Origin of the sequence: Nonomuraea sp. NPDC049695 (assembly GCF_040674955.1) — a bacterium.
Lineage (GTDB): Bacteria > Actinomycetota > Actinomycetes > Streptosporangiales > Streptosporangiaceae > Nonomuraea > Nonomuraea helvata.
Map to the genome: position 1 here is coordinate 82,341 of NZ_JBFANV010000011.1, position 25,619 is coordinate 107,959.

At 70.0% G+C, this 25,619-nt stretch carries 26 protein-coding genes; 12 read left to right on the plus strand and 14 right to left on the minus strand.

Translation table 11 applies throughout. The annotated features are described in order from the left end of the window. The first annotated feature begins 134 nt into the window (after positions 1–134). Complete coding sequence (locus AB0J64_RS12875; protein ID WP_364025040.1) at positions 135–1,058, plus strand: peptidoglycan DD-metalloendopeptidase family protein; 924 nt, start codon at positions 135–137, stop codon at positions 1,056–1,058. On the opposite strand, the gene AB0J64_RS12880 is transcribed toward AB0J64_RS12875, so the two are convergent. Then, positions 1,018–2,181: an FAD-dependent oxidoreductase gene (locus tag AB0J64_RS12880; RefSeq protein ID WP_364025043.1), complete on the minus strand. Its 1,164-nt coding sequence runs from the start codon at positions 2,179–2,181 to the stop codon at positions 1,018–1,020. The genes AB0J64_RS12875 and AB0J64_RS12880 overlap by 41 nt on opposite strands. Before the next feature lie 67 nt (positions 2,182–2,248). Then, a complete protein-coding gene (locus AB0J64_RS12885; RefSeq protein WP_364025046.1) occupies positions 2,249–3,469 on the minus strand; it encodes a deoxyguanosinetriphosphate triphosphohydrolase in 1,221 nt (406 codons plus the stop codon). 80 nt (positions 3,470–3,549) lie between these two features. On the opposite strand from AB0J64_RS12885, the gene AB0J64_RS12890 reads away from it, so the two are divergent. Next, the gene (locus AB0J64_RS12890) at positions 3,550–5,076 is read left to right on the plus strand and encodes a M48 family metallopeptidase (RefSeq protein ID WP_364025049.1); all 1,527 of its coding nucleotides are present in this window, start codon (positions 3,550–3,552) and stop codon (positions 5,074–5,076) included. A gap of 6 nt (positions 5,077–5,082) precedes the next feature. Here the strand turns inward: AB0J64_RS12890 and AB0J64_RS12895 are convergent, their stop codons facing one another. Further along, positions 5,083–5,814 (minus strand): phosphotransferase, encoded by a 732-nt coding sequence (locus AB0J64_RS12895; RefSeq protein WP_364025052.1) that lies wholly within the window; start codon positions 5,812–5,814, stop codon positions 5,083–5,085. An 86-nt stretch (positions 5,815–5,900) separates the two neighbouring features. Here AB0J64_RS12895 and AB0J64_RS12900 point away from each other — a divergent pair, with 86 nt between their 5' ends. Beyond that, positions 5,901–6,368 carry a DUF6194 family protein gene (locus tag AB0J64_RS12900; RefSeq protein WP_364025055.1) on the plus strand — a complete coding sequence of 156 codons (468 nt, stop codon included), beginning with the start codon at positions 5,901–5,903 and terminating at the stop codon, positions 6,366–6,368. A 3-nt stretch (positions 6,369–6,371) separates the two neighbouring features. Here the strand turns inward: AB0J64_RS12900 and AB0J64_RS12905 are convergent, their stop codons facing one another. Continuing rightward, positions 6,372–6,902, minus strand: a complete 531-nt coding sequence (locus AB0J64_RS12905) for a GNAT family protein (RefSeq protein WP_364025058.1) — start codon at positions 6,900–6,902, stop codon at positions 6,372–6,374. Between the two features lie 40 nt (positions 6,903–6,942). Beyond that, positions 6,943–7,800: a methyltransferase domain-containing protein gene (locus AB0J64_RS12910; RefSeq protein WP_364025061.1), complete on the minus strand. Its 858-nt coding sequence runs from the start codon at positions 7,798–7,800 to the stop codon at positions 6,943–6,945. 418 nt (positions 7,801–8,218) lie between these two features. Between AB0J64_RS12910 and AB0J64_RS12915 the strand changes: the two genes are divergently transcribed. Next, the gene (locus tag AB0J64_RS12915) at positions 8,219–8,758 is read left to right on the plus strand and encodes a DUF1062 domain-containing protein (RefSeq protein WP_364025064.1); all 540 of its coding nucleotides are present in this window, start codon (positions 8,219–8,221) and stop codon (positions 8,756–8,758) included. 103 nt (positions 8,759–8,861) lie between these two features. Here the strand turns inward: AB0J64_RS12915 and AB0J64_RS12920 are convergent, their stop codons facing one another. Beyond that, positions 8,862–9,236, minus strand: a complete 375-nt coding sequence (locus AB0J64_RS12920) for a VOC family protein (RefSeq protein ID WP_364025305.1) — start codon at positions 9,234–9,236, stop codon at positions 8,862–8,864. A gap of 96 nt (positions 9,237–9,332) precedes the next feature. On the opposite strand from AB0J64_RS12920, the gene AB0J64_RS12925 reads away from it, so the two are divergent. Further along, a complete protein-coding gene (locus AB0J64_RS12925) occupies positions 9,333–10,202 on the plus strand; it encodes a GNAT family N-acetyltransferase (protein ID WP_364025067.1) in 870 nt (289 codons plus the stop codon). 88 nt (positions 10,203–10,290) lie between these two features. Next, complete coding sequence (locus AB0J64_RS12930; protein ID WP_364025070.1) at positions 10,291–11,076, plus strand: FHA domain-containing protein; 786 nt, start codon at positions 10,291–10,293, stop codon at positions 11,074–11,076. Here AB0J64_RS12930 and AB0J64_RS12935 read toward each other — a convergent pair. After that, a complete protein-coding gene (locus tag AB0J64_RS12935) occupies positions 11,057–11,491 on the minus strand; it encodes a nuclear transport factor 2 family protein (RefSeq protein WP_364025073.1) in 435 nt (144 codons plus the stop codon). The two genes, AB0J64_RS12930 and AB0J64_RS12935, sit on opposite strands and share 20 nt — an antisense overlap. A gap of 81 nt (positions 11,492–11,572) precedes the next feature. Between AB0J64_RS12935 and AB0J64_RS12940 the strand changes: the two genes are divergently transcribed. Then, the gene (locus AB0J64_RS12940) at positions 11,573–12,142 is read left to right on the plus strand and encodes a helix-turn-helix domain-containing protein (RefSeq protein WP_364025076.1); all 570 of its coding nucleotides are present in this window, start codon (positions 11,573–11,575) and stop codon (positions 12,140–12,142) included. On the opposite strand, the gene AB0J64_RS12945 is transcribed toward AB0J64_RS12940, so the two are convergent. Beyond that, a complete protein-coding gene (locus AB0J64_RS12945) occupies positions 12,139–13,491 on the minus strand; it encodes a cytochrome bc complex cytochrome b subunit (protein ID WP_364025079.1) in 1,353 nt (450 codons plus the stop codon). The two genes, AB0J64_RS12940 and AB0J64_RS12945, sit on opposite strands and share 4 nt — an antisense overlap. A 231-nt stretch (positions 13,492–13,722) precedes the next feature. On the opposite strand from AB0J64_RS12945, the gene ppdK reads away from it, so the two are divergent. Next, positions 13,723–16,356 (plus strand): pyruvate, phosphate dikinase, encoded by a 2,634-nt coding sequence (gene ppdK / locus AB0J64_RS12950; protein ID WP_364025082.1) that lies wholly within the window; start codon positions 13,723–13,725, stop codon positions 16,354–16,356. Positions 16,357–16,699: 343 nt separating this feature from the next. On the opposite strand, the gene AB0J64_RS12955 is transcribed toward ppdK, so the two are convergent. Next, the gene (locus AB0J64_RS12955) at positions 16,700–17,008 is read right to left on the minus strand and encodes a helix-turn-helix domain-containing protein (RefSeq protein ID WP_364025085.1); all 309 of its coding nucleotides are present in this window, start codon (positions 17,006–17,008) and stop codon (positions 16,700–16,702) included. A gap of 603 nt (positions 17,009–17,611) precedes the next feature. Between AB0J64_RS12955 and AB0J64_RS12960 the strand changes: the two genes are divergently transcribed. Together AB0J64_RS12960 and AB0J64_RS12965 are read left to right on the plus strand one after the other, a co-directional pair. Then, complete coding sequence (locus AB0J64_RS12960; RefSeq protein ID WP_364025088.1) at positions 17,612–17,974, plus strand: YciI family protein; 363 nt, start codon at positions 17,612–17,614, stop codon at positions 17,972–17,974. Next, positions 17,971–19,239: a sigma-70 family RNA polymerase sigma factor gene (locus tag AB0J64_RS12965; RefSeq protein ID WP_364025091.1), complete on the plus strand. Its 1,269-nt coding sequence runs from the start codon at positions 17,971–17,973 to the stop codon at positions 19,237–19,239. The genes AB0J64_RS12960 and AB0J64_RS12965 overlap by 4 nt, the downstream gene beginning before the upstream one ends. A 103-nt stretch (positions 19,240–19,342) precedes the next feature. On the opposite strand, the gene AB0J64_RS12970 is transcribed toward AB0J64_RS12965, so the two are convergent. Continuing rightward, a complete protein-coding gene (locus AB0J64_RS12970) occupies positions 19,343–19,921 on the minus strand; it encodes a DinB family protein (RefSeq protein ID WP_364025094.1) in 579 nt (192 codons plus the stop codon). Positions 19,922–20,022: 101 nt separating this feature from the next. Here AB0J64_RS12970 and AB0J64_RS12975 point away from each other — a divergent pair, with 101 nt between their 5' ends. Continuing rightward, positions 20,023–21,030: a WYL domain-containing protein gene (locus tag AB0J64_RS12975; RefSeq protein ID WP_364025097.1), complete on the plus strand. Its 1,008-nt coding sequence runs from the start codon at positions 20,023–20,025 to the stop codon at positions 21,028–21,030. Between the two features lie 6 nt (positions 21,031–21,036). Here the strand turns inward: AB0J64_RS12975 and AB0J64_RS12980 are convergent, their stop codons facing one another. The 3 genes from AB0J64_RS12980 to AB0J64_RS12990 form a co-directional block, all read right to left on the minus strand. Beyond that, positions 21,037–21,597 carry a GNAT family N-acetyltransferase gene (locus tag AB0J64_RS12980; protein ID WP_364025100.1) on the minus strand — a complete coding sequence of 187 codons (561 nt, stop codon included), beginning with the start codon at positions 21,595–21,597 and terminating at the stop codon, positions 21,037–21,039. Positions 21,598–21,868: 271 nt separating this feature from the next. Continuing rightward, complete coding sequence (locus AB0J64_RS12985) at positions 21,869–23,254, minus strand: glycine--tRNA ligase (RefSeq protein ID WP_364025103.1); 1,386 nt, start codon at positions 23,252–23,254, stop codon at positions 21,869–21,871. A 95-nt stretch (positions 23,255–23,349) separates the two neighbouring features. Then, on the minus strand, positions 23,350–23,637 hold the full coding sequence (locus tag AB0J64_RS12990) for an antibiotic biosynthesis monooxygenase family protein (protein WP_364025106.1): 288 nt from the start codon (positions 23,635–23,637) through the stop codon (positions 23,350–23,352). A 58-nt stretch (positions 23,638–23,695) separates the two neighbouring features. Here AB0J64_RS12990 and AB0J64_RS12995 point away from each other — a divergent pair, with 58 nt between their 5' ends. After that, positions 23,696–24,040 carry a DUF6703 family protein gene (locus tag AB0J64_RS12995; protein ID WP_364025109.1) on the plus strand — a complete coding sequence of 115 codons (345 nt, stop codon included), beginning with the start codon at positions 23,696–23,698 and terminating at the stop codon, positions 24,038–24,040. A gap of 40 nt (positions 24,041–24,080) precedes the next feature. Here AB0J64_RS12995 and AB0J64_RS13000 read toward each other — a convergent pair whose 3' ends face one another. After that, positions 24,081–25,610 carry an aldehyde dehydrogenase family protein gene (locus AB0J64_RS13000; RefSeq protein ID WP_364025112.1) on the minus strand — a complete coding sequence of 510 codons (1,530 nt, stop codon included), beginning with the start codon at positions 25,608–25,610 and terminating at the stop codon, positions 24,081–24,083. Between the last annotated feature and the right edge of the window lie 9 nt (positions 25,611–25,619).

Below are 25,619 nucleotides of genomic sequence, written 5' to 3' on the forward strand. Positions count from 1 at the left end.
GTCTATGCCGCCCCACCGACGCTTCCGGCCGGTACGGGTGCGGTACGGGATAGGCGGGCATCACCTGTGAGTTGCTAAAGGGGGAAAGCGGCTCTGCGAGGTCCCCCGGTCGGCTACAAAGGTAAAGGTTGTCGGTGGAAACGGTGACACAGGTGGAGATCATGCGATCGGGGCATCTCGGACGATGGGCGGCCGTCATGGGCGCCGTGCTGCTGGCTGCCGGCTGCTCGCAGGCCACCGGGCTGGCCGGGGTGAGCGCCCAGTCGCCCGCCACCCTCCGGCCCTCCACCGCCCCGTCCTCGACCACTGTGGCCTCGACGGGCCCGGCGACCTCCGCGACGCCCAGCCCCACGGCTCAGCACCAGGCGGCCGAGCAGCCGCCCAAGGGGGACGCCCCGGTCAGGGTGCCGCCGCCGAAGCTGTCGAAGTACGAGTACGCGTTCCCGGTCAAGGGCTGCAGGACGACGTACCAGCGCAAGCTGCTCGTGCTGCCCAAGACGACGATCTGGGCCCAGCAGGGGTGCGCGTTCGTGGCGCCGATCGGCGGCGTCGTGGACGAGGTGAACGTCCAGAACAAGTGGCGCCCGGCCACGGACGCCGGGGCCGACCGCGAGGGCAGGTTCGTCACGATCATCGGGGACGACGGGGTGCGTTACCTCGGCGGCCACCTCGACTCGGTCGCGGACGGCATCAAGCCGGGCGTCCGCGTCAACGCGGGCCAGCTGCTCGGCCGGGTGGGCAAGTCGGGCAACGCCCGCGACACCGGGGCCAATCTCTACTTCGCGATCTCGTGGAAGACGGGGCCGGCCTACTGGTGGGTACGCAGGGGCATGGTCAAGCCGTGGGACTACCTCGACGCCTGGCAGTCCGGCAACCGCACGTACTCGCCCAGGGACGAGACGCTGGCACTGCGTGGCAAGCTGGGCGAGACGCCGCGCTGCGCCGTGCAGTGCTCGTCGAAGAAGACCCCGCAGGCCCACAGGACGAAGCGGCCGAAGCGGGACGACGGCACGGTGGTCACTGTGACCCCGTCGATAGCTCCTTTTGGTCAACAATGACGCCTGACCTGATGAGCTCCTGGATCTCGTCCACGACGTCCCAGACATTGACGTTCATGCCGGCGATCACCCGGCCGCCGCGCAGCCAGTACGCGATGAACTCCAGGCTCTCGGGCTCGCCCCGGTAGACGATCTCGTCGTAGCCCTCGATGTCGCCGGAGAACTCCATGCTCAGCTCGTACTGGTCGGTGTAGAAGTACGGGATCCGGTCGTAGACCACGTCCTGGCCGAGCATGGACCTGGCGGCGGCCGGGCCGCCGTGCAGGGCGTTGGCCCAGTGCTCGACGCGCAGGCGGCGCCCGTACAGCGGGTGGTGTGGCTCGGCCACGTCGCCGGCGGCGAACACGTCGGGGTGCGAGGTGCGCAGGGCGGCGTCGGTGAGTATGCCCTGGCCGACATCGAGCCCGGCCTCGCGGGCGAGCCCCACCTCGGGCACGGCGCCGATGCCGGCCACCACCATGTCGGCGGCGAGCCGCTCGCCGGAGCTGAGCCGCACGCCGGTGTCGGTGATCTCGGCGGCGGCGGTGCCGAAGCGCAGGTCCACGCCCTTGCCGGCGTGCAGGCGGGCGAACAGGTCGCCGAGTTCGTGGCCGAGCGCCCGGTTGAGCGCGGTGGGCTCGGGCTCGACGACGGTCACCTCGCAGCCCGCCGCGCGGGCGGCCGCCGCGCTCTCCAGCCCGATCCAGGACGCGCCGACGATGAGCACGCTGCCGACGGCGGCGAAACGCTCCTTGAGCGCCTCGCTGTCCTGGACGGTACGCAGGTAGTAAGCGGGCCCCGGCAGCCGTCTGGGAGTGGCTCCGGTGGCGATGAGCAGTTTGCCGTACGGCTGGCGCGACCCGTCGCTGAGCCTGACCAGGTGGTGGTCGGGCTCGATGCGGGTGACGCGGGTGCCGAGCCTCAGGTCCACGCCGTTGTCGGCGTACCACTCCTGGCCATGGATGAAGATCTTCTCTCGTTCGCTCCTGCCCTGGAGGTACTCCTTGGACAGAGGCGGTCGTTCATAGGGCCGTTCGGACTCGGCGCCGATCAACACGATCTCGCCGTCGAAGCCCTCCTCGCGCAGCGCCTCCGCGGCCTTGGCCCCCGCAAGCCCGGCGCCGACGATCACATATGTGGCCATGGGCGCAGTATCCGCCCCCTCAGGTCATGGGAAAAGGCTGGTGACCAGGCTCATGGAGAAAGCTTGGTCAGCGGGAGAGCCTGCGGTGCCAGGCCACGGCCGAGGTGTCGGTGAGCGAGGCGATCTGGTCGATCACGACGCGGACGCGGGCCGCGTCGTCGGAGGCCTCCAGGTACGCGGGCCTGAAGGCCGGCTCCAGCGTGCCCGGCGCGCCCAGCGTGATCATCGCGGCCAGCTCGGTGATGAGCTCACGCTGCCTGGCCTGTTTGGCGTTGTGGTCCCTGGTGGTCATGACGTAGTGGGCGGTCACGCCTTTCAGCAGGGCGCACTCCAGGCGGGTGGCGTGCGGGACGACGAGGTCGGCGCGGTGGCGGGAGCCGTACACCTCCTTGGTGGCCGCCTGGGCGGAGCGGCAGAAGCGGCCGATCAGCCCGCTCGTGAGGGCCTTGAGGCCCGCCAGGTCGGCGAGCGTGGCCTCGAAGCGGCGCGGCCAGAGCGGGTCGATGATCAGCCGGGCGAAGATCTCGTCCAGCTCGTTGAGGTCGGCGTACGGGGCGTACCACGTGCGGGTGGTCTCGCACACCAGCGTGCGTTCGACAGGCGACCGGAGCACCTCCGGGGTGACGTGGCCGGAGTGGAGAGCGTCTTCGAGGTCGTGCACGGAGTAGGCGACGTCGTCGGCCCAGTCCATGATCTGGGCCTCGAAGCTCACCCGCCCCTCCGGCGCGCCGTCCCTGATCCACCGGAACACGGGCAGATCATCGTCGTATACGCCGAATTTCGGGGATTTTTCGCATGTCCAGGGATATTTGATGGAAGCGTCGAGGGCGGCCCGGGTCAGGTTGAGCCCCGCGCTGCGGCCGTCCTCGGTGAGGACCTTGGCCTCCAACCTGGTCAGCAGGCGCAGGCTCTGCGCGTTGCCCTCGAAGCCGCCGCAGGAGGTCGCCAGCGCGTTGAGCGCCACCTCCCCGTTGTGCCCGAACGGCGGGTGCCCCAGGTCGTGCGCCAGGCAGGCCGTCTCCACCAGGTCGGGATCGACGCCCAGTGTGGCGCCCATCTCCCTGCCGACTTGAGCGCATTCGAGAGAGTGCGTGAGCCTGGTGCGCGGGATGTGCTGGCCGCCGCCGAGCGTCTCGCCAGGGCCCACGACCTGCGTCTTCGCGGCCAGCCTGCGGAGTGCGGCGCTGTGCAGCACCCGGGCCCGGTCGCGCTCGAACGCGGACCGTTCAGGATTGCCGGGAGGTTCCGGAACCCAACGGTCCTGATCGTGCTCGTCGTAGTACGGCATTGCTTCGGTGATTTTATCCAGTTTCCGGTCTCCGCTAAGGTCAAGCCTCGCGAGAACCCCTTCCCCGGGAGCCCTCCCCCATGACGACAGCGTTCCGAGCGGTGCTGGCCTTCACACTGCTCGCCGGTTTCTATGTTCTGGTCGGCCTCATCCTGGTGGCGGCCATCTTCTTCGACGTCCTGCTCCTCGTGGACTTCCACGCCAACGCTCTCAAGATCGCGATCGTCCTCACCCTGGCCGCGGGCGCGCTCGTACGGGCGCTGTTCGTGGTGAGCCGCCGCCAGGGCGGCGAGCAGCCCGGAGTGCCGGTCGGGCGCGAGCACGAGCCGGTGCTCTGGCAGACCGTCGAGGAGCTCGCGCAGCGCGTCCGCACGGCTCCGCCGGACGAGATCCGGCTGGTCGCGGAGGTGAACGCGGCCGTCTCCGAGGACACGCGCTGGCTGGGGATGAAGGCGACGCGGCGGCGGATGTTCGTCGGCCTGCCGCTGCTGCAGACGCTCACGGTGGACGAGATGCGGGCGGTGCTCGGGCACGAGCTGGGCCACTACAGCGGCGCCCACACCCGCCTGGGCGCGCCGGTCTACCGGGGGCGGGTCTCGCTCATCGCGACCATCCAGGGGCTGCGCAACCAGCCGTTCTTCCAGCGCCTGTTCACCTGGTACGCCAAGCTCTACTTCCGGGTCTCCCAAGCCGTCTCGCGCAAGCAGGAGCTGGAGGCCGACCAGTTCGCGGTCGCGATCAGCGGCCGGCAGGCCATGGCGGGCGCCCTGCGCAAGATCCACGCCACCGCGACGGGCTGGAACCTGTACGTCAACGACTACCTCTCGCTGACCGGCGCGGGCGGCACCAGGCCGTCCTCGGTGTTCGGAGGCTTCCACGCGCTCATGAGCGACCCCGACCGCCAGGCCGAGATCGCCAAGCTGGGCGCCGAGCCGGAGGAGGTCTCGCCGTACGACTCCCATCCCAGCCTGGCCGAGCGCCTGGCCGCCATCGAGCACCTGCCTGAGCCGCCGCACGTACCCGATCCCCGGTCCGCGCTGACGCTGCTGCACGACGCGAACGTGGCGGTGCAGGCGGTGGAGCAGGCCATGTGGACGCCGGAGGCGCTCACGGAGCTGCGGCCGGTGGCGTGGGAGGAACTGGTGGCCCACGGCATGTACGCGGGCCGCAACGCCGACGCCCTGCGCGACCTGGCGGTGGCCGGGCAGCGGGTGATGGGGGCCGCGCGGCCGTACCTGGACGCCGCCTTCGAGGCGATCGCGCGGGGGCGGCAGGCGGACCTGGAGGCCGCGCTGCGTGAGCTCGGCTGGAACCCGTCCGACACCCTGCTGGCCGGTGTGCTGGGGCAGGCGCTGGAGGCGGTGCTGATCCAGCTCGGTCAGGCCAAGTGGACCCTGTCGTGGTCGGGGCCGGCGCGGTTGCTGTACGACGACGGGGAGGAGGTGGCGCTGTCGGAGTACGCCGCGCAGGTCGCGACCGACCCGGCGGCCGTGCCGGGGCTGCGGCAGTGGCTGGGCGACCACGGCATGCGCCACGACTACGTCCCCTTCGAGGAGCCCGCCCCCGGAGCCCCGGCCTCGCCGTTCTCCCCGGTCTCCTCCGTCTAGCTCTGTTCAGCGCAGCGCCCGCTCCAACATGGGGCGGCGCTCGGCGACCCAGTCGTGGCAGGCGCGAACGTGCGCCACCGCCCCGCCCTCGCGCAGCCTGACCGCGTACGCCATCCCGGCGGCCGCGTCGGCCGCGATGCCGCGCCAGCACCTGTCCTGCCACCACAGGATCGTCTCGACCACCTCGCCGCGCTCGCGCAGCCCGTAGGCGTCGCAGATCAGGCGTACCCGCCGGGCGGCGTCGGCCGGGTCCTCGACGGCGGGGCCGAGGCCCGCGTACTGCCAGCAGACGTGCGCCACGTCGTGGATCCGCCGGCCCGGCCCGGCGATGTCCCAGTCGATGAACGCCACCGGCCGCAGCTCCTCGCCCCGGTAGACGGTGTTCCTGGGCGACAGGTCGTTGTGGCACACGACCTCCTCGTCCCCGGCCGGCGCCGTGCCGGCGGTCAGGTCGTGGAACTCGCGCACCAGCTCGGCGACCCGCGCCAGGCTCTCGTCCGAGGTGACGCCGTCCGGCTGCGCCTCCTCCCAGGCCACGTGGCCGTCCACGAAGCTCAGGACCTCGCGGCCCTGCTCGTCGAGGCCCAGGAACCGGGGCGCGCCCGCCCACCCGTTCCGTTCGAACAGGCGCAGCAGCTCGTGCACGTACGCGGCCCGCTGCCCGGGCGTTCTGCGGACGGTGTCGCCGACGCGGACGACGGCGTTGACGAAGCCCCCGGGAAGGTGCGCCTCGGACATGGTCCTCCTTTTGAGGGTTTTGTACGGTCAGCCGCAGAAATCGAGTGAAAAGTCTCACTGGGTGCGTCAATGAAAGACTTTAAGCCATGAACGAGAACGAGATCATTGGATTCGTGTCCGGCTTCCCCGGAGTCGTGGCCATGACCGTCAGCGAGGACAGCGGCGCGCCCGAGATCGCCTGGGGAGACACGTTCTTCTACTACGACCCGGAGGGCACGCTGGAGGCCCGGCCGCGTCAGCCATTCGCGACCATCGTCACGAAGGACTACGACGGGTACGACACCGCCTCCGACCTCAACAGGCCGGGCGTGTTCCGGCTGAACATCGCCGTCGGGAGCAGTGAGTTCCGGCGGCTCGTCGGCTATCCGCCGAAGGAGCACGCCGAGCACCACGCCGAAACCGACTACACGGCCGAGGACCGCGTCGTCCCGCACCCCGTCTACGCGCGTCAGGGCTGGATCTCGATCGTGAACCCGGGCGAGCAGGCCCGCCCCCTCCTGGCCGAGGCCCACGCCCGCGCCGTGGCCCACCACCGCCCCCTCAGGGACGCGTAGGGATCACTCGTCGTGCAGGTCCACCGGTGTGACCGTGCCGGAGAGCCAGTCGCGCCGGAGGATCGCGTAGCCGACGGAGTCGTGGAGCTTGCCGTCCGGGTCGGGCCACGCCTCCCGGTAGTGCGACTCCTTGACGTAGCCGCTCTTGCGGAAGACCGCTCTCATCGCCCGGTTGTCCTGGCGGGTGTTGCCCTCGATCCGGTTGATGTCAGGCAGCTCGGCGAACAGGTAGCCGGTCAGCCAGGCGACCGCCTTGGTGCCGAGGCCCCGGCCCCGCCACTCCTGCCCTATCCGCAGGTCGAACATGGGTGTCCCGTCGGTGAGATCCATCAGCTTGATCAGGCCGGCGTGCTCCCCGTCGGCGAGCACCCAGAACGTCCTGACGTCCTCGTTGTCATAGAGCCCGTCGGCGGCGCGGCTCTTCACGGCATCGGGGTCCTGGGTGCCCGCGTGGAAGGGCCACTCCTGCCGGGTCAGGAAGTCGACGAGCAGGTCGGTGTCGTCGGTGGAGAATCTCGCGAACTCGATGCGCATCCCCGCATCCTCCGCGTCGGCTCCACCCCCGGCAAACGAATTAATCCTTGGCGATCCTGTACTCGGGGCTGTTCAGCCAGATCCACTGCGCCTCGGGCGTGACCGTCACGCCGAACCGCTCCGGCCCGGGCTCGCCCCATATCGGCCACATCCGCTCTGCCGCACCCCGCGATCCGAGCACCTCCTCGACGAGGACCGCGCCCGGCGGGTCGTCCTGGCGCGCGCACATCGTCGTGAGCGGCGAGAACCGGCCGCTCGCCGTGCCGTCAGGCCCCACCACCAGCCGCAGGGCGTGATCGTCGCCGAACCCGCAGACGATCACCGCCCCGGGCCGGGCCTGCGCGACCCAGGCGTACGGCACGGGGCGCACGGCGTACGTCCCGTGCACCCCGTCATACGGCGCCCGGTCGGGGCAGCCACCCGTGCCGTCGCCCACGACCAGGTGCGGCATGGCGCCGGCGGCGGCCAGGTTCTTGGCGGCCTGCTCGGCCACGGCGGCGTCCGCCTCGACCGTGGTCACGCTCCCCTGCTGGCCGACCAGGCGGCCGAGCAGCGCGGCGGTCCACCCCGTGCCCGTGCCCACCTCCAGCACCCGCTGCCCGGACACCGGCCCGAGCAGCTCCAGCAGGTCGGCGACCGCGCTCGGTGCGGGACACGAGCACTCGCCCGCCATGATCTGCCGGTCCGCGTAGACGGCGTCCCACCAGGCCGACGGGTCGGCGTCGCGGTCGATCGGCGCGCGAGCCCCGTCACGCTCGAGCGACTCGCCGGCGAGCGGCACGAACCAGTGGCGGGGAACCGCCCGCAGCGCCTGCTCGATCGGGCGGGTCAAGGGTGCGCGGTGCTCGGTGATGGCCGCGATCATGGCGTCCACCCGCCAAGCGATGTGCGGCAACATCACGCCTCCCCGTACGTGCGAGGATGCCCGCTTTCGTGCCATCCCACAGCTCCACCTCCATAACCGCCGGGAAACGCTATCCGTGACGGTACGGCTACGATCCGAATGCGGCAAGGGGTTCCAGGGAAGTGACGGGAGCCCCCGGTACACACGGGCCACCGCCGCCGGAAAACCGGTTGAGCCTTCCTTCAGCGTTCCGTTAGGTTGCCTGCGACCCCATCGCAGTGAGGACAGAGGACAAGACCGCGTGACCCCGCCTGCTCTTCAGACCTGACATCTTCTTCCGCTCACCTTCAAGCCGACCCTCCCGTCGGCTCTGCCGGGCTGCCCGTGTGCGCCCGGTCATGCAGCGTTTGAGGCCGCGCGCAATCGGCCTCGTGTCAGGTCTAGAGAGATCATGTCTTCACAACCTCATACCGTGCTGCCCTGGGTCGTGCGTCGGACCAGGCTGCCTCTGCTGTCGTTGCGGTGCGTGGACTGCCGGTCGGAGTCGGCCACCGCGGGCGAGGGCAGGTTCCGCGTCAACGCCAATGGCAAGCTGCTGGACGTGTGGCTGCTGGTCCGCTGCGTGTCCTGCGGCCGGACGAGCAAGCTCACCGTGCACGAGCGAGCGCCGGTCAGATCCTTCGATCCGGCCGAGCTCGACGGCTACCACGCCAACGATCCGGAGCTGGTGGCGTCCAGGCTGCTGGATCCGCTGCTCGCCCGGCGCAACCGCTTCACCCTGGACTGGACGGAGGCCTGGCGGGTGGACATCCCGTCGGCATGGCTCGACGAGGCGTGGCCGGTCAAGGTGGAGGTCGTCTTCGAGGATCCGGTGCCGATGCGCCCGGACTGGCTCATCGCGCAGGGGCTCGGCCTCAGCAGGAACGAGGTGCTGCGCCGGATCAAGTGCGACATTCCGCTGCGCCGTCCGACCAGCTCCGGGTTCACCTTCACCGTGATGGCCGGGGACTAGCGGGGATGTAGCCGGGGCGCGCGATCCCGTCACGCATCCGTACGCAATCCGCCCTGGGCGGCTCCAGCGGCATGGAGTCGCCCAGGGCGGATCGGGCCGGTGCTCAGCTCAGGCGGGCTCGCAGGAGGCAGAATTCGTTGCCTTCAGGGTCGGCCAGGACGTGCCAGGGCTCCTCGCCGGTCTGGCCGACGTCGGCCGGGCGCGCCCCGAGCTTCAGGAGGCGTTCGAGTTCGGCGTCCTGATCGCGGTCGGTGGCGTTGACGTCGAAGTGCAGCCGAAGCAGGCCCGACTTGGGCTCGGTGGTGGGGCTGAAGATCAGAGTCGGCTGCAGTCCGCCGAACCCTTCGCGTGGTCCGATCTCAATCGAGCCGTCGTCCTCGGTGTCGAGCACGATGAAGTCCAGCACCTCGCACCAGAACGCCGCCAGTCGTTGCGGGTCCTGGCATGCGATGATCAGTTCGGAAATGCGGCAAGCCATGATCGGCACACTACAGGGCGTCAACCGCACGCAGCCAATCCTCGAAGGCGGGAAATCCGGGTGCGGTGGGTCGGTGAGGTGGTGTGTGATCGGGGGATGACGATCGAGATGGGCCGGCCGGGGATCGACGGGCTCGGTGACGTGGTGCGGGTGCTGGCGGAGTGGCCGGACGACGGAGGGCCCGTGCAGTTGCATCCGGGGGATGTGGGGTGGTTCTGGCGGTTCGGCGCGGAGCGGACGGCGGAGGCCACGCGGACCTGGAGCCGGGCTGGGGAGGTTCTGGCGGTCGGGCTGCTGGATGGTGCGGAGTTGCTGAGGCTGGCGTTCGCGCCGCAGGCGTTGCGGGACGAGGAGCTGGCGCGGCAGGTGGTCGAGGATGTGTCGGCACCTGAGCGTGGTGTGCTGCCCGAGGGCAAGGCGTACGTCGAGGCGCCGACGGGTGCGCTGGTCCAGGACCTGCTGGTCAAGGACGGCTGGGAGAGCGGCGAGCCGTGGACACCGCTCCGGCGTGACCTCGGCGCGCCCGTGCCGGATCCCGGCGTTCGCGTCGAGGTGATCGGGCCGGAACAGGCGCACGAGTGGGCGGCGGTCATGCGGGCGTCATTCGACGGGTCGACGTTCACCGACGAGCGCTGGCACGCGATGGCGGCAGGTGCGCCGTATGCCGACGCGCGGTGCCTGGCCGTCCGCGATGAGCAGGGCGACGCGGTGGCGGTCGTGGCGGTGTGGTCGGCGGGTGAGGGCAGGCCAGGGCTGATCGAGCCGATGGGGGTGCACCGGGCACACCGCCGTCAGGGTTTCGGCCGAGCGATCACGCTCGCCGCGGCGCGCGCACTCCAGGAGTTGGGTTCGTCCAGCGTGGCCGTGTGCACGCCGAGCTCCAACGTCGGCGCCGTCGCCACCTACCGGTCGGCCGGCCTCGAGCAGTTGCCCGAGAGACGGGACCTGTGCCGCAACGCTCCCTGAGACTTGTGCGACCCTTCGGGGAGGGTCCCGGTTAGGGTGCGGCACCATACCGGGACGCGCGTACGACGAGCACCAAGGAGGCGAGTGGATGAGCGTCGCCGACAGCCTCGCGCACGGCGTGGAGGCGGCCGTCCCCGGCACACTCCACGCCCGCACGATCACCGGCGGCATCAGGGTCCGGCCGCGCCCGGGCCGCCAGGTCCGCTTCGGCCGGGCCAAGCGGCCGACGGTCGACCTGAGCGTGGGTACGGACGACCAGTCGGTGAGCCGTCTGCACGCCGAGGTGACGTACGAGGACGATTACTGGTGGCTGCGGAACGTGGGCCGGCAGCTCATGCGCCTGCCACGGGGCCAGCTGATGCACCGGTCATCCGATCCCGTCCCGCTGGCGGCGGGCTACACCCCGCTGTTCATCAGGGGCTCCGGCTACCGTCAGCACCTGGTGGAGCTCTTCGTCACCGGCCCCTACGGCGACACCCAGACCGAGCGCCACGAGGCCGAGACCGTCCCGCCGAAGATCTGGGAGATCAGCCCCACGGAGCGCCTCCTCCTGGTGGTCCTGGGCGAACGCTACCTGCTGTACGAGGAGGCCCCTCGGCCGCTGACCTACAAGCAGGCGGCGGCCCGGTTGGCGTATCTCCGCCCGGAGGACGACTGGCGGCCGAACATCATCGAGGACCGCGTCGAGGCCGTCCGCTACCGCCTCCACGCCGCCGGCTTCCCGTACCCGCTCCGTCACGACAAGGCAGAAGGCCGCCCCTACGACAACAACCTGCTGCACAACCTCCTCAGAGGCCTGGTGGAGTCGACGACCCTCGTGCCGCCGGACCTGGATCTCCTGGAGTCCACGCTCGTCAATCTGCCAGAGCGGTGAGCAGGTCCCCGACGGCGCCGAAGGCGATCGCCGCGTCGAGGGGGTTGGCGTAAGACCGGTGGGTGACGATGAGCCCGTCGCGTACCCGGGCGACCATGACCAGGTCAGAGGCGAAGCGCCTGCCGGTGGCGGTGACGGTGCCGTGCAGCCGGTACTCGGCGATGACGACCTCCGGGTCGGCCGTCCGGTGGATCCGGACGTCGGTGACGCCGTCGAAGCGCTGCACCCGCGCCCCCTCGCGCAGATGCGCGCGGAAGGCCTCGCGGCCCGGCTCCTGGGCGGGCATGCCCGGCGGCAGGTACGGCATCTCGAAGACGGCGTCCTCCGCGAACAGGTCGGCCATCTCCTCTGACGGGCCGTGGGCGACGAGGTGCAGCAGCTGCTCGACGATCTGGTGTGCGCTGGCAACAGTCATGGCATACTCCTCAATTAAGCGGGGCGTTCGCACCGCTTAATCATTATGCGGGGCGACCGCCCCGGATAACAAGGGGGTCGAGTGGAGAGCCAGCGGCCGATGCGTGCCGATGCCCGGCGCAACAGGGAACGCATACTCCAGACCGCCCGGCAGGCCTTCGCCGCCGAGGGTCTGGGCGTGTCACTTGACGAGATAGCCCGCCGGGCCGGAGTCGGCCCCGGCACCGTCCACCGCCACTTCCCGGCCAAGGAAGCGCTGGTCGAGGAGGTTCTCACCGAGCACCTCGCCTCGCTCACCGAGCAGGCCCGCCAGGCCGTCAGGACCGACCGGGACGGCTCGGCGTTCTTCCCGTTCCTGCACAGCCTGATCAGCGAGGCCCGCGCCAAGCAGGACCTGGCCGACGCGCTCTCCCAGGCCGACGTCAAGCTGTCCGAGCGCACCCAGGAGACGGCCCTTCACCTGCGCCAGGCCTTCGGCGAGCTGCTCGTACGCGCGCAGGAGGCCGGCGCCGTACGGACGGACGTGGACGCCGAGGACGTGCAGGCCGTGGTCCTGGGGGCGCTCACCGCCGAGCGGCAGAATCCCGCCCCCGACCGGCCCGGCCGCATGGCCGCCGTCGTGCTCGACTGCCTGCTGCCCGCGGGCCCCTAACCGGCTCGCCTGCGGCAGACCGCCCGAGTGATCAGGAACGCCACCACCGGCACCACGAACACGGCCGCCCGCAGCCCGGCCACGACCGTCGTGTACGTGTCGTGCGGCACGGTCAGCAGCGCGCCGGGGGCTTGCGCGGGTTGCGGGAAGCCGGGCGCGGAGTGCATCCGCGGCGACGCCTCCGACACCCACGTCCCGGCCCACGACACCGCGAAGAACGCGATGACCGCGACCCCCAGCGCCGTGCGCACCGGGACCTGCGACGGCCGGTCCAGCAGGTGGTGATGGTCTCCGTCGCCGGTGAAGCGCCGCTCGATGAACGGGTAGAGGAGCAGGACGCCGAAGAAGACCGTGAGGACGAGCGGCGGGATCCAGAGGCCGGGCTGTAACACGTACCCGCCGATCGTGATCTCCCACGGCGGGACGAGGCGCTGCGCGCCGTCCAGCACCCCGAAGTACCAGAACGGCTGCGCCGACGGCACATATCCGCCCGCCCGGTACGGCCCGTGCTCCCACACCGGGTTGACCCGGACGAACGTGGCCAGCGCCGCGATGGCTGCCATCGTGAACAGCGCCGTGGCGCCGTTCTTGACCGCGAAGTACGGGAAGAACGGGCCACCGGTCACCCGGTGCTCATCGGCTGCGGTGGCTCTGCGCTCGGTGTGCTTCTGCCGCCACGTCAGGACCAGCGCGTGCAGCGGCACCACCGCCATCAGGATGCCCGGCACCAGCAGCACATGGGTGACGAAGACCCGCGGGATGACCTGCCCGGGGAACCCGCCGTCGAAGGCGAACGCCGCCAGGTACGTGCCCACCAGCGGGATCGACAGCAGCAGCCCGTGCGCCTCGCGCAGCCCGGTCATCGCGAGCTGGTCACCGGGCAGCGAGACGCCCAGGAACGACTCGAACAGCACCAGCCCGAACAGCACGACCCCGAGCATCCAGGTCAGCTCGCGCGGCCGCCGGAACGCCCCGGTGAAGAACACCCGGCACAGGTGGGCCACGATCGCCAGCACGAACACCGTGGCCGACCAGTGGTGGAGCTGCCGCATCAGCAGCCCGCCGCGCACGTCGAGGCTGATCTCCGTGGCCGACGCGAAGGCCACGCCGGGGTGTGGCTTGTAGAACAGCGTGAGGAACGTGCCCGTGAGCACCAGCAGCGCGAAGGAGTAGAGCGCCAGCTCGCCCAGCAGGAACGTCCAGTGGCTCGGGAACAGCTTGCGCAGCTGCGGCCGGAGCCAGCGGGCGAACGGCAGGCGGTCGTCAAGGTAGATCACGGAATCGACGGCCGCCTTTGCGGAACCCGCGACTATGCGGGCGCGCCGCTTGGGCTTGGTAGGAGTGGCCATGAGGGTCTCCTGATGGGGGTGTGATCTGATTCTGCACCCGCCGCCCGCCTTTCTCAAGAATTGGTGTAAACCAATTGGTCTAATCCAATTTGCTATCTTCCAGAACTTTAATTGGATTAGACCTCTCCTGTGCGGTTTACCAGCGGAAACGGCAACTTATCCAGGTGGTGCAGTTTCATCATCAATTTCGCCGGTAGAGTCCCGGGCAGAGGCGTTGGATTGGAGCGTGTGGTGGCCAAGTACGTTTACGACTTCACCGAGGGCAACAGGAATCTCAAGGATCTTCTCGGCGGCAAGGGCGCGAATCTTGCCGAAATGACCAACCTCGGACTGCCCGTTCCCCCCGGATTCACGATCACCACTGACGCCTGCCGCCACTACCTGGCGAACGGCGTCGTACCGGACGGCCTGGAGCAGGAGGTCGCCGAGCACCTCGACGCGCTCGAGAAGCAGATGGGCCGGCGGCTCGGACAGGCCGACGACCCGCTGCTGGTGAGCGTGCGGTCCGGGGCGAAGTTCTCCATGCCGGGCATGATGGAGACCGTCCTCAACATCGGGCTCAACGACGAGTCCGTCCACGGCCTGGCCAAGCAGGCGGGCGGCAACGACCGCTTCGCGTGGGACTCGTACCGCAGGCTCATCCAGATGTTCGGCAAGACGGTGCTCGGGATCGACGGCGACCTGTTCGAGCGCGCGCTCGACGAGCTCAAGGGCAGGCGCCAGGACACCGACCTCGACGCGGGCGAGCTGCAGCGGCTCGTGGAGACGTTCAAGGGCATCGTCCGCGAGCAGACCGGCAAGGACTTCCCCACCGACCCGCGCGAGCAGATGCGCCTGGCCGTCATGGCGGTCTTCGACTCCTGGAACGCCCCCCGGGCCATCCTCTACCGCCGCCAGGAACGCATCCCCGCCGACCTCGGCACCGCCGTGAACATCGTGGCCATGGTCTTCGGCAACGTCGGCGACGACTCCGGCACCGGCGTCGCCTTCACCCGCGACCCCGGCACCGGCACGCAGGGCATCTACGGCGACTACCTGCAGAACGCCCAGGGCGAGGACGTGGTGGCCGGGATCCGCAACACGATCCCGCTGGAGGAGCTCGAGCGCATCGACAAGACCTCGTACGACGAGCTGCTCGGGATCATGAAGACCCTCGAGAACCACTACAAGGACCTGTGCGACATCGAGTTCACGATCGAGCGCGGCAAGCTCTGGATGCTGCAGACGCGGGTCGGCAAGCGCACGGCGGCGGCCGCGTTCTGCATCGCCACGCAGCTCGTGGACCAGGGCCTGATCACGCTCGACGAGGCCGTCACCCGCGTCACCGGCGACCAGCTGGCGCAGCTCATGTTCCCCCGCTTCGACGGCGACGCCGACAAGAAGCGGATCGCCAAGGGCATGAACGCCTCCCCCGGCGCCGCCGTGGGCAAGGCCGTCTTCTCGTCCGAGCGGGCGGTGGAGCTGTCGGAGCAGGGCGAGGACGTCATCCTGGTCCGCCGCGAGACCAACCCCGACGACCTGGCCGGCATGATCGCCGCCAGGGGCATCCTGACCAGCCGTGGCGGCAAGACCTCCCACGCGGCCGTGGTGGCCAGGGGCATGGGCAAGACGTGCGTGTGCGGGGCGGAGGAACTGGAGGTCTCTCCTCCCGAGCGCCGCTTCACCGCGCCCGGCGGGGTGGTGGTGTCCGAGGGCGACGTCATCTCCATCGACGGGACCTCCGGGGAGATCTTCCTCGGGGAGGTGCCGGTCGTGGACTCGGCGGTGGTCGAGTACTTCGAGGGCGCCCCGCCGGAGGACGAGCTGGTCAAGGCCGTGGACCGGATCATGCGTCACGCGGACTCGGCGCGGCGGCTGGGTGTTCGGGCGAACGCCGACACCCCGGAGGACGCGGCGCGGGCCCGCCGCTTCGGCGCGCAGGGCATCGGGCTGTGCCGCACGGAGCACATGTTCCTGGGCGAGCGCAGGCAGCTGGTGGAGGACCTGGTCCTGGCCTCGACGGACGAGGAGCGCCAGGCGGCGCTGGACGCGCTGGAGCCGCTCCAGAAGGCCGACTTCACCCAGATATTTCAGGCGATGGACGGCGCTCCCGTCACCATCCGCCTCATCGACCCGCCCCTCCATGAGTTCCTCCCCGACATCGTGGACCTCTCGGTCAAGGTCGCCACGGAGGAGGCCACCGAGAAGGACCGCCGGCTCCTGGCCGCGGTGAAGCGCCTCCACGAGCAGAACCCGATGCTGGGCCTGCGGGGCGTCCGCCTGGGCCTGGTGATCCCGGGCCTGTTCGCGATGCAGGTGCGGGCCATCGCCCAGGCGGCCAAGGAGGTGCCCGGCGCTCGACCGGAGATCATGATCCCGCTGGTGGCGGCCGTACAGGAGCTGGAGTCGGTACGTGAGGAGGCGGAGCGGATCCTCGCGGAGACCGGCGTGGAGGCCCTGATCGGCACCATGATCGAGGTCCCCCGGGCGGCCCTGACGGCGGCCCAGATAGCGGAGGCGGCGGAGTTCTTCTCGTTCGGCACCAACGATCTCACCCAGATGGCCTGGGGCTTCTCGCGGGACGACGTGGAGGCGGCCTTCTTCTCCCGCTACCTCGACCTGGGCATCTTCGGCGTCTCCCCGTTCGAGACCCTGGACAGGGAGGGCGTGGGCCGCCTCATCAGGATCGCCGTGGAGGAGGGCAGATCGGCCCGGCCGGACCTGCACCTGGGGATCTGCGGGGAGCACGGCGGAGACCCGGACTCGGTGCACTTCTGCCACGAGGTCGGGCTGGACTACGTCTCCTGCTCACCGTTCCGCATCCCGGTGGCCCGCCTGGAGGCCGGCCGCGCCGCCCTCGCCGAAACCGACTCCGACACCCGCTGACCCCACCAACGCCTCCTGGAGCTCCGGCCCGAGAAGCGCGGTCCTCGCATTCGGGGGCGCTACGCGCCATGCGAGCACTCGGGCGTGCCGATGGGATCGGGGCTCCGCCCCGATCCCCGGGTGAGGGGGCATGCCTGCCCCCTCGCGCTCCCCCGGGTCGTGGGCCGGTATTCCACGCGGTCAAGTCGTATGCCGTGAAGCCACAGTTCAAGGGCCAAACGGACCAGCAGAAGAGGGCACACGGTCACCACTGCGGCAGTCGAAGCGAAACGCTTGCGGCTAGGAACGGCAGGGACGAGGGGGGACTCAGCGCCTTTCCGGTTTGGCGATCGAGACCGCCATGTTAGGCGGCGTGGGCTCCGAACCAGACTGATCCAAGATCATGGCCAGCGGTGAGGCGGACGTCGGCATCCAGAGCAGCGGCCAGGTGACGCAGCAGCGCAACGGTCGGCGCGGTCCCGCCTTCCTCGATGCACTCGATCTCGTCCTCGGCCATGCCCGCTCGCTCGGCGACTTCGGCAGTGCTGAGCCCGAGTGCGACGCGCCGATCGTACAGGGCCTTGCCGAACGCCAGCGCCTCGCGAATAGCGATCCGTTCGGGGTCTTCGACCTGTTCGGAAGGGCGTACCCAGCGGGTGTGGTACCCGGACATCACACATGCCTTTCGAAGACCTCGGTTATCGGACCCCAATGATCTCGCTCGCAGACACGAAGCCGAACTCGGAGCTCCCCCTGAGGGGAATGGCCGTCTGTATGCGTGGCAAGCCAGCAGCTCCGACCGGCACGGTGAAAGCATCCATCGAAGTCGCCGCCCGCATCACCTGCGCGTCGCCGAACGCGCCCTTGGGTGGTACCCGGCGAAGTCGGCGTCGGCGAGACGATAGCCACCCGGCCCGCGTTCGCCTCTCTCGACCTCGCACTCAAGGGGGCGGCGCACCGTCTCCGGGCGTGCGGACGGACAGTTCTGACATTTATCGGGGGACAGTTGCCGCCTATAGCCTTGGACAGTTCTGACATTGTCCTCTGGACGATCATTGCACCGACATCTGATCGGCGTGAGCTGGCAGCGGCCTGCCACACGCCGAGTGACGGCCCGGCGAGAGACCGATCCCTCACTGGTCCGCCGCGTCTGCTTGGCTGACCGTCACGTCGCGGGGTATCGGCCGAAGAAATTTCGAGGTGGGCTGTCGAATCGGGGCCGACCGTTCGACGTAAGGGTGTCAGGCAACAACAAGCACCTGGAAGGACAGCTGCCATGGCTCAGTATGCGATCCTCATCTACGCGAAGGCCCACGTCACCGAGGCCGAGGTCATTCCCGGGGCGCGGGAGGGCCATGACCGCCACTTCGAGGACATGGTGGAGTCCGGCGCCCTGGTCGCGGCATTCGCGCTGCAGCCTGCCGCAGACACAGCAACCTCGATCCGCGGCGACGTGGTGACGGACGGTCCGTTCGTCGATGCCAAGGAGGTCATCGCCGGCTTCGCCATCATCGAGGCGCCCGACCTGGACGCCGCTTTGAAGATCGCTCGGGCCAATCCCGCCGCTCAGCAGGGCGGTGGTGTCGAGGTGCGGCCCGTCGAAGGCGGCTTCATCTCGGATCGGCCCGCCGCGGGATGACGCCCTGGGCAGACGTCGAAGCCGCGGTCGCCGACGCGCACCGTCGCGGGTGGGCCCTGGTGCTCGCCGCGACGGCGCGCGTCGCGCGCGACGTGGACCTGGCCGAGGAGTGCGTGCAGGAGGCGTATGCCGCGGCCCTGGCGAGTTGGGCCCGCGACGGGATCCCGGACAATCCGGTGGCCTGGCTCACCACTGCGGCCAAGCGCCGTGCGATGGACGCGGTGCGGCGTCAGCAGACGTTCCGTTCGAAGCTCCCGCTGCTGGTAGAGCCCGCGAAGACGGAGGACGAGGCGGCCATCGACGAACCGACCGCCCTCGGGCCGGAGGACGTGGTACCGGACGAGCGGCTGCGGCTGATCTTCATGTGCTGTCATCCGGCGTTGGCGCAGGACGCGCAGTTGGCACTCACACTGCGGCTGGTGTGCGGGGCGACGACCGCCACTGTCGCCCGGGCGTTTCTGGTATCGGAGTCGACGATGGCCGCACGGATGACCCGGGCGAAGAAGAAGATCTCGGCTGCGCGGATCCCCTACCGGCTGCCGGGAGCGGCTGAGCTGCCGGATCGACTGCGCGCGGTGCTCGGCGTCATCCATCTGCTGTTCACCGCCGGGCACACCGCGCCGTCCGGCGCATCGCTGGTGCGTATGGACCTGGTGGACCAGTCGCTGCGGCTGGCCCGGCTGCTGCGGGAGCTGATGCCTGACGAGCGGGAGGTGTGGGGGCTGCTCGCCCTGCTGCTGGTCACCGACGCCCGTCGGGGCACCCGGGTCGACGCCGACGGTCGCCTGCTGCGGCTGGAAGACCAGGATCGGTCGCTCTGGGACCGCTCGGCGATGGCTGAGGCGCACGACCTGATCGTGGACGGGCTGCGCGGCGGTCGACCGGGCCGCTATGTCCTGCAGGCCGCGATCGCCTCGCTCTACGCCGAGGCGCCGTCCTACGACCAGACGGACTGGCCACAGATCGTGACCCTGTACGACGAACTGCTGTCGGTGTGGCCCTCACCGGTGGTGGCGTTGAACCGCACGGTGGCGGTATCGATGGTCTCCGGGCCGGCACAGGCGCTGGAAGAGGTTGCGGAGTTGGAGAAGGACGGCCGACTCGCGAGATACCAGTACCTACCGGCGATCAAGGCGGACCTGCTGCATCGCCTCGGCCGCTCGGAGGAGGCTTCGATCGCCTACCGCCAGGCGCTGGAGTTGACCGCGAACGACGCCGAGCGCGAGTTCCTGGCCGAACGCCTCGCGGGTCCGCATCGGGCATAGGTACCGAGTTAGACCGTTTGGTCGAAAACGCAAAGGCCCCGCCCTGCCCGGCAACCCGTGGCTGGGCGGGGCGTAGCCGATCCGGCAGGGCCCCGATCGCCGGTCAGGTCGATTTCTGGCCGTCGAGCGTCTCGCGCAGGATGTCGGCGTGCCCGGCGTGCTGGGCGGTCTCGGCGATGAGGTGCATCAGCACCTGGCGCACGCTGCGCACCGCTCCCGGCGCGTTCCAGGGCGCCTCCGGCAGCGGATGCGTCGCCGACAGGTCGGGCACGGTGGCGATGATCTCCTCGGTACGGGCGGCGACCTGCTCGTAGCGGGCCAGGATCCCGGCCGACGTATCGCCGGGCAGCATCCGGAAGTCGTTCTGGTGGTCGATCGCCCACTGCGGGATCTCCCGTGCGGTGCCGGCCGCGAGGTCGGCCCAGGTGACACCGTCGGGCAGGTCGTGGCGCATCGCCGACGGGCCCTCGAGCACGAAGCGCAGCCAGCTTTCCTCCATCGAGGTGACGTGCTTGATCAGCCCGCCCAGGCACAGCGCGCTGACCGTCGGGTGCTCGCCGAGCTGCTCGTCGCCGAGCTCCCGGATGGTGTTGGTCAGGGCGGAGCGCGCGGTCGCGAGCGCGGCGAGCAGGTCGGCCCGCTCGGCGTCGAGGGTTGAGGGGGGCGTGGTGGTGTCGGTCACGGCGTTCGGGTCCTTCGCATTGTTGTCACTGACTGGGACGCGACAACGGTCGCAGATGAAGCGGACAGGAAGTGTCCGCTACTCAGGGCACTATGGGAATCATGCCGAAGACCTCAGCGCGACTGCTGGCGTTGCTCTCGCTGCTCCAGACGCGCCGCGACTGGCCGGGAGCGCTGCTGGCCGAGCGGCTGGACATCAGCCCGCGCACTGTGCGCCGCGACGTCGACCGCCTGCGCGAGCTCGGCTATCCCATCGTGGCCTTCAAGGGACCCGACGGTGGCTACCGGCTCGAGGCCGGCACGGAGCTGCCCCCGTTGCTGTTCGACGACGAGCAGGCCGTCGCTCTGGCCATCGCACTCCAGATCGCCACCACCACCGGTGCCGGCATCGAGGAAGCCGCGGCGCGCGCGCTGAACACCGTCCGGCAGGTCATGCCCGTACGGCTACGCCGCCGGATCGACACCCTCCAGGTCACCGCCGTCGAGCGGCCCGCGACGAGACCGGACCCACAGGTCGACAGCGGCGTGCTGATGGCACTCAGCGCGGCCGTCCACGCCCGCGAGGTGCTGCGCTTCGACTACACCCCCGTATACCCGGACGACCAGGTCATGCAGCCCCCACCGCGCCGGGTGCAGCCCCATCACCTTGTCACCTGGGGCGGGCGCTGGTACCTCGTCGCCTGGGACCTCGACCGCGAGGACTGGCGTACTTTCCGGGCCGACCGGATCGCCCCGCGCACCCCGACGGGGCCCCGCTTCACCCCGCGCGAGCTGCCCGGAGGCGGGGTGGCCGCCTTCGTGACAGGCAGGTTCCGGGGCTCCGACGGCTCCGGCGACTGGCCCTGCCGCGGCGAGGTGATCCTCGGCCTGCCCGCCTCGGCCGTGTCCCGCTTCACCAGGGACGGAGTGGTCGAGGAGCTCGGCCCGGACCGCTGCCGGCTCGTCCTGGGCTCGTGGTCATGGCCCGGCCTGGCCGCCACCATCGGCAGGTTCGACGCCGACATCGAGGTCGTCGGCCCGGCCGAGCTCAGGGACGCCTTCGCGCACCTGGCCCGCCGCTATGCCGATGCGGCAGACGGTGCGCCCGCAACGCCTCCCCCGGCCCGATGAGCCAGGTCAGACGGCAAACGAATGCAGGTCGGCGGTGCTGAGTGTCTGTTCCGCGCCGAACTGCTCAAAGGTGCCGACCTGGCGGAAGCCGAGGCGGGCAGCGAGCTTCAGCGAACGCCGGTTGGCCGTCTGGGTCACGACCACGACCGGCTGGTCGGGGAGTTCGCCGGCGGCAGCGCGCAGCACGGCCGTCGCGGCCTCGAACGCGAGCCCCACGCCCCACGCGCTCCGCCTGAGCACATAGGAGAGCTCCAGTTCTTCGCCGTCCTCCGTGACGTGCCCGGGGCGCTCGGCGGACCGGCGGGCGAGGGCCAGTGTTCCGATGAGCTCGTCGGTCACAGCGTCCGCGATGACGAAACTTCCCGGCGCGGACGTCAGACCGGCGGCGCCGACCGCGTCGATGTACCGCTCGACGTCGCCGCGGGGTCTCGGGCCGCCGAGATATGTCCTGATCTCGGGATCGGTGGCGAGCTCGATGAGCCCTTCGCGGTCGGCGCCCTGCGCTTTGCGGAGCAGGAGCCGGTCTGTGGCGATTTCCGTCGCGGACAGCGTGGGCATTTGGATCATGGGCCCATCCTGGCAGCGAACCTGACGGGATGCGTACAGACTGCGGACCTCTCGAAGCCGGTGCTTCCCGAGTGACCACGGAGCCGGTCAAGCATGCGCACCGTAACGGCGCTCAGCCGGTGAAGGGTCAGCGGCCGTTTCCTGGAAGGGGGTCAGCCGAAGTGCGGCGGGTGGCCTGCCCGTGCGCAGCCGTAAAAAATCATGGTTCTGCACACACAACGGACCGCCCGCCGCAACAACGGCGAGCGGCCCGTCAGAGGAATATCAGAAATCAATCATTGAGGTGCTGGCGTAGGTAGGACTCGACGGCGTCGATGGAGATGCGCTCCTGGGCCATCGAGTCGCGCTCCCGGATGGTGACCGCCTGGTCCTCGAGCGTGTCGAAGTCGACCGTGATGCAGAACGGCGTGCCGATCTCGTCCTGGCGGCGGTAGCGGCGGCCGATCGCGCCCGCGTCGTCGAACTCCACGTTCCACCGGCGGCGCAGCTGCGCGGCCAGGTCGCGGGCCTTCGGCGACAGGTCGGCGTTGCGCGAGAGCGGCAGCACCGCGGCCTTGACCGGCGCGAGCCGGTGGTCGAGCCGCATGACCGTGCGCTTCTCCATGACGCCCTTGGCGTTGGGCGCCTCGTCCTCGCTGTAGGCGTCGAGCAGGAACGTCAGCGCCGCCCGGTCGACACCGGCCGCCGGCTCGATGACGTAGGGGACGTAACGCTCGCCCGTGTCCTGCTCGAAGAAGCTCAGGTCGACGCCCGAAGCCTTGGAGTGGGCGGTGAGGTCGTAGTCGGTGCGGTTGGCGATGCCCTCGAGCTCACCCCACTCCGAGCCGGCGAAGCCGAAGCGGTATTCGACGTCCACCGTGCGCGTGGAGTAGTGGGAGCGCTTGTCGGCCGGGTGCTCGTAGAGGCGCAGATTGTCCTTGCTGATGCCCAGGTCGGAGTACCAGCGGAAACGCTCGTCGATCCAGTACTGGTGCCACTCCTCGTCCGTGCCCGGCTTGACGAAGAACTCCATCTCCATCTGCTCGAACTCGCGGGTGCGGAAGATGAAGTTGCCCGGCGTGATCTCGTTGCGGAACGACTTGCCGATCTGGCCGATGCCGAACGGGATCTTCCTGCGTGCCGACTGCTGCACGTTGAGGTAGTTGATGAAGATGCCCTGCGCGGTCTCGGGCCGCAGGTAGGCCAGGCCCGACTCGTCCTCGACCGGGCCGAGGTAGGTCTTGAGGAGACCGCTGAACTGCCTGGGCTCGGTGAAGGTGCCCTTGTTGCCGCAGTTGGGGCAGGTGATGTCGGACAGGCCGCCCTCGGGCGACTTGCCGTTCTTCTCCTCGTACGCCTCGATGAGGTGATCGGCGCGGAAGCGCTTGTGGCAGGAGAGGCACTCGGTCAGCGGGTCGGTGAAGGTGTCGACGTGACCGCTGGCCCGCCACACCTCGGGCGCCAGGATGACGCAGGAGTCGAGGCCCACCACGTCGTCGCGCGACTGGACCATCGACAGCCACCACTGCCGCTTGACGTTGTTCTTGAGCTCGACACCCAGTGGACCGTAGTCCCACGACGCGCGCAGTCCGCCGTAGATCTCGCTCGACGGGTATACGAGCCCGCGGCGTTTGGCGAGGCTGACGATGGTGTCCATGACGTCGGTGCGTCGTGCCATTTTGGTTGATTCTCTTTCCGGCTGGAGGTCGGCGAGTGAAATTGATGAGATCCCAGCTTAGGGGACGCTCGCACCCTCTCGCTCGCCAGTAATCGTTACTGCCCGTCTTGTGTGTAGACGTCCTCGTAGGCGCCGGGTTCGTTGACCATGAGGATCATCAGCGGGTACATCGCCATCCTCGCAGCCGACAGGGCCCTGCGGTAGAACCCGGCGCCCTCCCACTCCGTGACCAGCGCCCACAGGTTGGGCTCATCGATCGAACGGGCCAGCCTGCCACGCCGGTAGCCCGGCTGGGCGGCGAGTGTGTCGAGGATGGTTTGGCCTTGCTTGACGAAATCTTGGGACTGGGACTCAGGAACGGTGTATCGGATCACGGCGAGCACCCGACCAGATTAAAGGCGTTACGAGAGCCTGACATGCCAACTGCCGTAGGCTCTGGGGGTGGCCCCTGACAGCAAGCGCCCGCTTCCCGAGGGCGAGCAGTTCTTCACGCCGGGCGTGACCGGCCTGCGCAAGGCCGTCGAGCAGCGCAGCGCCGTGCCGATGACCTATCTGTTCACGCAGGTGCCCCGCTGGGTGGCGCCCGCCGTGCTGGTGATCCTGCTGCTGGCCGGGTTCGCCGTGGCCAACCCGCTGGGCGGTGTGGCCGTGCTGCCGGTGATCGCGTTCATCGGCTGGCTGGCGTACCTGTCGTGGCCGTCGCTGGGGATCGGCGGGAAGGTGCTGCGGGTCGCCATGCTGACCTTCCTCGTGCTGCTTGTCGCGACCCGCTTCGGCGCCTTCTGAGAAGCCTTTCGACGGGCCTTTCGAAGGGCCGTTCGACGGGCTAAGGGAGCAGGGTGTAGTGGGGGAAGTTGCCCGGCAGGCGCTCGCCGTCCGGGCCCGTGGTGGCGGCGCGGACGAGCAGCTCGCCACCGACGAACGCGCCGCGCCAGGACGCCCCGAGCCCGCCGAACAACTCCTCCCGGTCGCCCCGTGAGCGCGGCCGGTTGTGCCCCACCTTGAACGCCCGCACCTCCGGCGCCAGCCGCCGGAACGTCTCCTCCTCGTCGCAGGAGACCGTGGCCACCAGGGCGCCGTTGCTGGGGTTCATCGCGGCCAGCAGCTCCGCCTCCGTGTCCACCAGCACGAACGTGTCCACCGGCCCGAACGGCTCGGCGTGGAAGAGCGGCGAGGAGCGGGGCGGGTTGAGCAGTGCCGTCGGCGCGAAATACGCCGAAATATCCTGCCCTGGCAGGAAATGTCCGGCGTCGAGCGGCGCCCGGTGCACCGGCACCCCGCCCCTGGCCACCGCCTCGTCCACCTGATCGGCCAGCTCCTTGGCCTTCGAGGCGTTGATCAGCGGCCCGAAGTCCAGCTCGGGCAGCGGGTCGCCGGGAGAGTCCACCGCGAGCGGATGCCCGAACCGCAGGGAGCCCACCGCCGCCAGGTACGCCCCCAGGAACTCGTGGAACAGCGACCGCTGCACCACGAACCGCGGATAGGCGGTGCACCGCTGCTTGCCGTAGTCGAACGACGCCCGGATCTGCCGCGCGAGCAGCTCCCAGTCGCCGTACTCCCACACGCCCCAGCAGTTGAGCCCCTCCTGCTCCAGCACGTGCCGGCGCCCGACGTCGGCCAGCGAGGTCGCCACCTTCGCCCCCGCGTCCCTGCCGCCCACGAACGACACGCAGCCCAGCGCGCGCCCGCCGACGAGCACCGGCGACAGCTCCGCCCCTCCCCCGCTGACCAGCGTGAACGGCAGCCCTTCCCGCACGGCCAGCGCGCAGGCGAGCGTGAGGCAGCACAGCCCGCCGTCCGTGGGCGTCTTGGCGATCACCGCGTTGCCGGCCAGCGCCTGCACGAGCATGGCGTGCATGAGCACGCTCATCGGGTAGTTCCAGCTCGCGATATTGCTGACCGGACCGGGCAGCGGCGCGCGTCCCGCGATCAGGCGGTCGATCTCCTCGACGTACCAGCGCACGCCGTCCAGGCAGCGGTCCACGTCCGCGCAGGCCGTCCGCCACGGCTTGCCGATCTCCCAGACCAGCAGCAGGGCCAGCAGGTCGCGGTGCGCGGCCATGGACTCCACGGCGGCGGAGACCATGGCCTTGCGCTCGGCGAGCGGCACGTGCCGCCACCTCCGGTGCTCCTCGACCGCGCCCGCCACCGCGCGTCCCGCGCCCGCCCGGTCGAGCCTGGGCAGCCCCGCGATGGCGGTGCCGTCCAGCGGCGAGAAGCCGGGCACGGTGCGCCCGTCGCGGTGCCAGATGCCGCCCCAGTGGTTCAGCACCCGGTCGTCGTGGAAGGCCTCGGGAGCCGCGGAACAGCACCTGTCGTAGGCGTCCCGCCAGGCCGTACCCGGCTTGAGCCGCATGCGTCCCTC